This is a genomic window from Okeania sp. SIO3I5 (assembly GCF_010672085.1).
Lineage (GTDB): Bacteria > Cyanobacteriota > Cyanobacteriia > Cyanobacteriales > Microcoleaceae > Trichodesmium.
Genome location: NZ_JAAHHT010000353.1, coordinates 1 through 7219, shown reverse-complemented (window position 1 = coordinate 7219; position 7219 = coordinate 1). Strand labels below are relative to the sequence as shown.

Here is a 7219-nt window from a genome sequence, read left to right as displayed (position 1 = left end):
GCAATTGGACTGACACAGCTCAAATAGTGCAATATGTAGGTTAGGTTGAGGAACGTTAGCGCAGCTTATCCGAAGGATAAACCCAACAACACCTTAGTGTGGCGCGTCAACCTATTTTCCTGATAAGCAGTGGGAGCATCTTGCTCCCGTACTCGCGGACAGGATGCCCGCACTGGGTATTTTTTTCTCGCTTTTTACTTCCGTGCAACAGTAATACTGGTGTTGGGTTTATCCTAACGGATAAGCTCCGCTAACGTTCCTCAACTCAACCTACATATTGCTACTAATGTCTACTCAACGGTGCCCTGCGGCGCAATCTAATATTTCACAATTTAATAGTAGTTTGTGGCTTTGTTGCATGAAAGTAGCCTTCTTAACATCCGTTCCGCTTTTCGGTTGTCCCCGACATGAAAGGTGAACCTAGTGGCAGCTATATCACCTTCTTTCAGATTATTGATGTTTTGCTCATTTGTTGGCCAATAGTTAAATAGCTCAAAGCCTTTACAGATATAAGTTTCAGCCTTTTTTTATTAAAGATTGATGCTTTGTTCATTTGTTGGCCAATAGTTAAATAGCTCAAAGCCTTTACAGGTATGAGTTTCAGGCTTTTTTTTAATGCCGAAGATAATAGATTTATTTATTGGACAATAGTTGTAAAAGTACGAAGTACATATGCTTGGATCTTGTGCGTTAGCTATATGTTTTCATACAACAAAGCCGTAGTTTGTGGTAAGCGCCTTTTCATGTCGCGCTCGCTCGTAGGGGCGAATGGCATTCGCCCTTAGATGTCTGCTCTTAGCCGTTAGCGGAGCTTTGCGTTAGCGAAAACGCACCCTACTGGACTAAGTTGTAATTGGAAGAAATCCTTCTGCCTCCTGCCTCCTGCCTCCTGCCTTCTTTCTGCTACAAACACAGGATTTTATGACTATAATTAAAAATAACTAACAATAATAGGTTAAATAATTATGATTGAATTTTTAATTGCTTGGGGTGGTAGTGAAGCAGTGAAATTTATTGCTCAGGAAGTTATTGGAGAATTAGCTAAGGGTACTGCTGAAGACTACGTTAAAGACTTTTTTAAAGAACGTATTTCTGATGGTGTTGGTAGAATCACTAATGGAAAGCCTTTACAAAAAGCTACGAAACAAGCAATTGAAGATTTTTTAATTTTGGTAAATAAAGAGTTAGAAAATGCTGAATTGAGTGAACGTGAATTAAAGGAATATTCTAAGTTTTTCAAACAGTTTATTAAAAATCGGTCTGTTTTAGAAGTTTTAATTCGTGCTTTTGATAATAATCTAAAAACTTTAGACACTAATAAATTAGCTACTGCCTGGAACGAAATTAATCCACCTTTACCAGATGATTTTGACTGGGAATTTCTTGCCAAGCAATATCGGCGAAATGTTAAAAATATTATCCGCCAGTCTGATGAATTACGGCAAATATTAGATTCTGAAAATCTGGAAAAATCGGCAAATCAAAATTCTCAAATTAGACCCGAATTTGACCTGAAAAAACATCAAGAGGGAATCCGAGAACAATATGGCAATCTCAAATTAGAAAGTTTAGATACGAGTGGTTATGGTTATAATGATTTGAAATTATGGCGAATTTTTATTCCTCAAAAGGTGCGGGAATCTCAAGAATTTATGCCTCAAGTACATGAAATTCCGAAAGAATATTTAAAACAATTAAAAGATAGCGGTCAGCTTGATTCAGAATTTTCTCCAGAACAATTTGAAGGTCTCCGCCGTAGATATTTAGACCGGCCTATTCGTTCCGTTTTGGAATTACTTGAAAATAGCTATTATAAATATTTAGTTATTCTGGGCGACCCCGGTTCTGGCAAGTCTACTTTATTACAATATATCGCTTTGGAATGGGCCGAATTAGCTCGGAAAGATTTGCCTTTAAAGCCAATTCCTCTATTAATTGAACTGCGGAGTTATGTGCGGAACCAATGCCAAAATTTCCTGGAATTTCTGGAAAAAGGTAGTGGAGTTGTTTGTCATTTTCCTCAACCAGAACTCCATGAAAAATTACAAAATGGTCATGCAATTGTGATGTTTGATGGGTTAGATGAAGTTTTCGACTCAGGCAAACGAGAAGACGTAATAAATGATATTCATCGGTTTACTAATGATTATAAAAATGTGCGGGTTATTGTTACTTCGCGGGTCATTGGTTATAAGCCACAAAAACTCCGGGATGCTGAGTTTTATCATTTTATGTTGCAAGATTTGGAGGCGGAACAAGTTGAGGATTTTATTCAACGTTGGCATAATTTGACTTATCAAGATGAGGCGGAAAAAGAGAGGAAAAGGGAAAGGTTGAAACGGGCAATTAATGATTCTTCAGCTATTAAGGAATTATCGGGAAATCCCCTGTTATTAACTATGATGGCTATCTTGAATCGTCATCAAGAATTGCCGAGAGATAGAGCGGAACTTTATAATCAAGCTTCGCGGGTTTTATTACAGCAGTGGGATGCAGAAAGGGCGCTGGTTGATGCGAAGCTTGACCGGATGACTATTGACTATCAAGATAAACAGGCAATTTTGCGTCGGGTAGCTTTTTTTATGCAGGGAAATAAAGAGGGTTTAGCTGGTAATTTGATTCCTGGAGATGCTTTGGAAGAAATTATCAGAGAGTCTTTAAAAAGTATGGATATTAATGATGCGAGAACTGTGGCTAGGGCGTTGATAGAACAGTTACGGAATCGGAATTTTATTTTATGTTTTGTGGGCGCTGGATATTATGCTTTTGTGCATCGAACTTTTTTGGAATTTTTCTGTGCTTGGAGTTTTGTTTGGCAGTTTGAAAAGGAACAGAAAATTTCTAAGGATGGGTTGATAAATGATGTTTTTGGTAAGCATTGGCGGGATGAAAAATGGCATGAGGTGTTGCGGTTAATTGCGGGGACGATCGATGCTACGTTTGTGGGGGAAATTATTAGTTATTTGATGGAGCAAGAGGGGGAAGTGGAAAAGTTTGTGAATTTATTTTTGGCGGGCAAGTGTTTGTCTGAAGTGAGGATTCGTCAGAGTGTTGGTGATGTGGAGGAACGGTTATTAAATAGGTTGAAAGATTTGACTGAGTACGACCTTGGTTATTATTATGGACCTTATAAAGTTCTATTTTTTGATAATTTAGATGTAGAAATTTATGAGAAAAATTCAGCCTTAGTTCGTGAAATTCGTACTCAAGCTGTCGAAGTGGTAGCTACAACCTGGAGGGATACCCCAGAAACCTATACTTGGTTGAAACAAAGGGTTGTGTCTGATGAGAATTGGCAGGTGCGAGGTGAAGCGGTGCGACAAATAGCTACTCGTTGGAAACATGAACCAGGAATTTTGGAATTACTCAAACAATTGGTTGTGTCTAGTGAGAATTGGCAGGTGCGAGGTGAAGCGGTGCGACAAATAGCTACTCGTTGGAAACATGAACCAGGAATTTTAGAATTACTCAAACAATGGGTTGCCTCTGCTCAACACTCGGATGTGCGAGGTGAAGCGGTGCGACAAATAGCTACTGGTTGGAAACATGAACCAGGAATTTTGGAATTACTCAAACAATTGGTTATGTCTGATGAGAATTGGCAGGTGCGAGGTGAAGCGGTGCGACAAATAGCTACTGGTTGGAAACATGAACCAGGAATTTTGGAATTACTCAAACAATTGGTTGCCTCTGCTCAACACTCGAATGTGCGACGGGAGGCGGTGCGACAAATAGCTACTGGTTGGAAACATGAACCAGGAATTTCGGAATTACTCAAACAATTGGTTGTGCCTGATCAACACTCGGATGTACGAGGTGAAGCGGTGCGACAAATAGCTACTGGTTGGAAACATGAACCAGAAATTTTGGAATTACTCAAACAAAGGGTTGTGTCTGATGAGGATTGGAATGTGCGAAGTGAAGCGGTGCGACAAATAGCTACTGGTTGGAAACATGAACCAGAAATTTTGGAATTACTCAAACAATGGGTTGTGTCTGCTCAACACTCGGATGTGCAAGGTGAAGCGGTGCGACAAATAGCTACTGGTTGGAAACATGAACCAGGAATTTTGGAATTACTCAAACAATGGGTTATGTCTGATGAGAATTGGAATGTGCGACGGGAGGCGGTGCGACAAATAGCTACTGGTTGGAAGCATGAAGCCGGAGTTTTAGAATTACTCAAACAATGGGTTGCGTCTGATAAACACTCAAATGTGCGAGGTGAAGCGGTGCGACAAATAGCTACTGGTTGGAAACATGAACCAGGAATTTTAGAATTACTCAAACAATTGGTTGTGTCTGATGATAGTTCGAGTGTGCGAAGTGAAGCGATGCGACAAATAGCTACTGGTTGGAAACATGAACCAGGAATTTTGGAATTACTCAAACAAAGGGTTGTGTCTGATGAGGATTGGAATGTGCGATGGGAAGCGGTGCGACAAATAGCTACTGGTTGGAAACATGAACCAGGAATTTTGGAATTACTCAAACAAAGGGTTGTGTCTGATGAGAATTGGCAGGTGCGAGGTGAAGCGGTGCGACAGATAGCTACTGGTTGGAAAAATGAACCAGGAATTTTGGAATTACTCAAACAAAGGGTTGTGTCTGATGATAGTTCGAGTGTGCGAAGTGAAATCGTGGAACAAATAGCTAGTGGTTGGAAAAATGAACCGGGAATTTTTGAATTGTTTTATCGCATCGTCCTCAATGATCCCTTTGAACCTGAATATGAGTATCGAGACAACCCTCGACAAACAGCACTAGAGGCAATTATCGAACACTACCCAAACCATCCGCAAACCATCCCACTATTACAAGACAGAGCAGCAAACGATCCAGACGAAGAACTGTGGGAGTGCGCAATAGAGCAATTGCAGCTATTAGAAAATAGGAATGCTCATTAGACAGAAAAGCACGAAACATGACGCACCATTATCTTAACGGTGCGTCATTTCAGTTATCAGTTATCAGTTTTGTAGGTTGGGTTGAGGTACGAAACCCAACAAATACAATATTGTTCTTGGGTTTCGCGATCGCTCTTACGCAGAACCTCCATATCTAGTAAGGGCGAATGCCATTCGCCCCTACAGATGGCGTATAATTCCTTATGTTGCGTAAGTCCTGTCAATTCTGAATTCTAAATTCTAAATTCTGACTCCTGACTCCTGACTCCTGACTCCTCAAACGCTTGAACTGCATTTTTTCATATATTCCCAACCACGCTGGGGAGAAACGCGATCGCGTCCAATAGTCCTGGCAATCCATTCTGCCACTTTTGGCCCAGTCCAAGCTAATTGATCTTTAGGTGGACTTTTAAGTGCTATCCGTAATTCTTCTTGTTGTTCTGGAGTGAGTAAAGCATGAGAAGGATAAAATTTCCGTGTTTTCCGTCGATTTAAGATAGCATCCGGCCCTTTTTGATTGTAATTTTTGACAATATCCTTAGCATAATCATAGTTAAAACCCAAAACTTGAGCTGCTTCTTTAATAGTCCAATTTTGAGACACTAACCATAGTAGGTGCCAGCGTCGAGATTCTACTCTATCTCTGATTTGGAGATAGCGCTTTTTGATTTCTGTTTCGCTCAAGTGGGATTTGAGATAGGCTTTTTTAGGCATCTTTTTCTACTTTATCAGGGGTATGAAATATCAATAATTCAAATTGGGAATGCGATAATACTTAAGTTTCGCTAGCACTAGCGATCGCTTCCCTCGACGTAGATGACCCTGCTAAAGTCCAAATCAACCGTTATAACTTAAGATTGTCTCTTAATCTGCAGTAATGTTATTTACGGTTCTTTGATTTAGATGTTTCTAATATAACACTATATCACATCTATGTAAATAGTGTAAATACATCAAGCTTAATATTTATAGTCTTTCAGAAAAGAGGGAAGTAGGGACGTTGCATACAACATCGGTACAGAGCAGGAAGTAGAGAGAAATAATTGATTTTATTTTTGATTATCAGAGATGTCTATTTAGAGTTCCGGTGAATTTATGAAGTTATCTATAAATTTAGTTGGCAAAATCTTTACAGAATCTTTATAAATGTTAGCTATAATTATGCTAGTGTATCTCCCTTAGAGAAAATTACCTATAAATTAGACATCTCCAGAAAAGAGGGAACAGGGAACAGCGGATCTGGGAACAGGGAACCCACCCCTAACCCCTCCCAGGAGGGGAATAATTGATAATTTATGGATCAGAATTGATTTGATTTTTCATTTTTGGAGAAGTCTATTTAGTCGAGCAGAAAAAAGCGATCGCTCCTTTTTATTGAGAGCGATCGGCAAGAGTTAAATGTATTTTCTCTCTGGAATTTTTCCTAACTAAATAACTGGATTAATTTTGACTATTAAATCTTGCCAATAATTCCTCACGAGATAATTCCTCACGAGATAATTGAAATAGTAAAGGAGTAAATTCCTCTGGAGATAAAGACGACATTGGTTGAATAATTTCTCTGAGTTCGTCATCCAAAGAATTAAACCTATACTTTAACAAATTTTCGATAACTGCAGTACGATCCATTCGGACAGCAGTTTCTAATTGTTCTAATAATAGTGGTGATAAACGCATAATTAATTCCCTATCGTCTACTTCTAATTCTGAACTTTTTTTCACTCCATAAAAGCATTAATTATCATTATTAAATCTGGCTAATAATTCCTCACGAGATAATTGTAATAGTAAAGGAGCCAATTCCTCTGGAGATAATCGCAGCATTGGTTGAATAATTTCTCTGAGTTCGTCATCTAAAGAATTAAACCTAGATTTCAAGAAATTTTCGATAAATGCAGTACGCTCCATTCGGGTAGCTTCCTCCCTTCCTTGTTGTATACCTTGTTGTATACCTTGTTGTATACCTTGTTGTATACCTCGCTCCTCTCCTTGTTGTATTCCTAACTGAGTAGCAGTTTCTAATCGTTCTAATAATAGTGGTGATAAACGCATAATTAATTCCCTATCTTGTTCTTCTAATTCTGAACTTCCTTCTAAGTTACTACGTAAAGACGATAATGACAACAAAGTATTTACCCGAAATTGATTATCTCGTGGCAATGCCTTTAATTCCTCAATTGCCTCTTCTTGTACTCTACCTTTGCCCAAAATTCTTAACGATAGAGTGTCTAATGTCTTTGGTAATTGATGAATTACTACTAATCCTGTTCTCTGATATTTAGGTAATAAATAAATTCCTGTACACCAATTAT

4 protein-coding genes and 1 pseudogene are annotated in these 7219 nt (G+C 38.8%); 1 reads left to right on the top strand and 4 read right to left on the bottom strand.

Annotated elements, in window-relative coordinates; genetic code table 11:
* Nucleotides 1-965: 965 nt before the first annotated feature.
* Entirely contained in the window at nucleotides 966-4907 is a 3942-nt protein-coding gene (locus F6K40_RS37505; protein ID WP_293144494.1) for a HEAT repeat domain-containing protein, read from the top strand.
* Between the two features lie 56 nt (nucleotides 4908-4963).
* Here F6K40_RS37505 and F6K40_RS37500 read toward each other — a convergent pair whose 3' ends face one another.
* From F6K40_RS37500 to F6K40_RS37485, 4 genes and pseudogenes are all read right to left on the bottom strand, one after another.
* On the bottom strand, nucleotides 4964-5131 hold the full coding sequence (locus F6K40_RS37500; protein ID WP_293144491.1) for a hypothetical protein: 168 nt from the start codon (nucleotides 5129-5131) through the stop codon (nucleotides 4964-4966).
* A gap of 52 nt (nucleotides 5132-5183) precedes the next feature.
* On the bottom strand, nucleotides 5184-5621 hold the full coding sequence (locus F6K40_RS37495) for a helix-turn-helix domain-containing protein (RefSeq protein WP_293144488.1): 438 nt from the start codon (nucleotides 5619-5621) through the stop codon (nucleotides 5184-5186).
* Nucleotides 5622-6347: 726 nt separating this feature from the next.
* A complete protein-coding gene (locus F6K40_RS37490) occupies nucleotides 6348-6629 on the bottom strand; it encodes a hypothetical protein (RefSeq protein ID WP_293144485.1) in 282 nt (93 codons plus the stop codon).
* Nucleotides 6630-6641: 12 nt separating this feature from the next.
* Nucleotides 6642-7219: pseudogene (locus F6K40_RS37485) on the bottom strand (hypothetical protein); the annotation flags it as partial.

What these genes read in the sequence shown, in the direction of transcription:
- F6K40_RS37505 (WP_293144494.1), top strand. Translation starts at nt 966, where the DNA reads ATGATTGAATTTTTAATTGCTTGGGGTGGTAGTGAAGCAGTGAAATTT.
- F6K40_RS37495 (WP_293144488.1), bottom strand. Translation starts at nt 5,621, where the DNA reads ATGCCTAAAAAAGCCTATCTCAAATCCCACTTGAGCGAAACAGAAATC.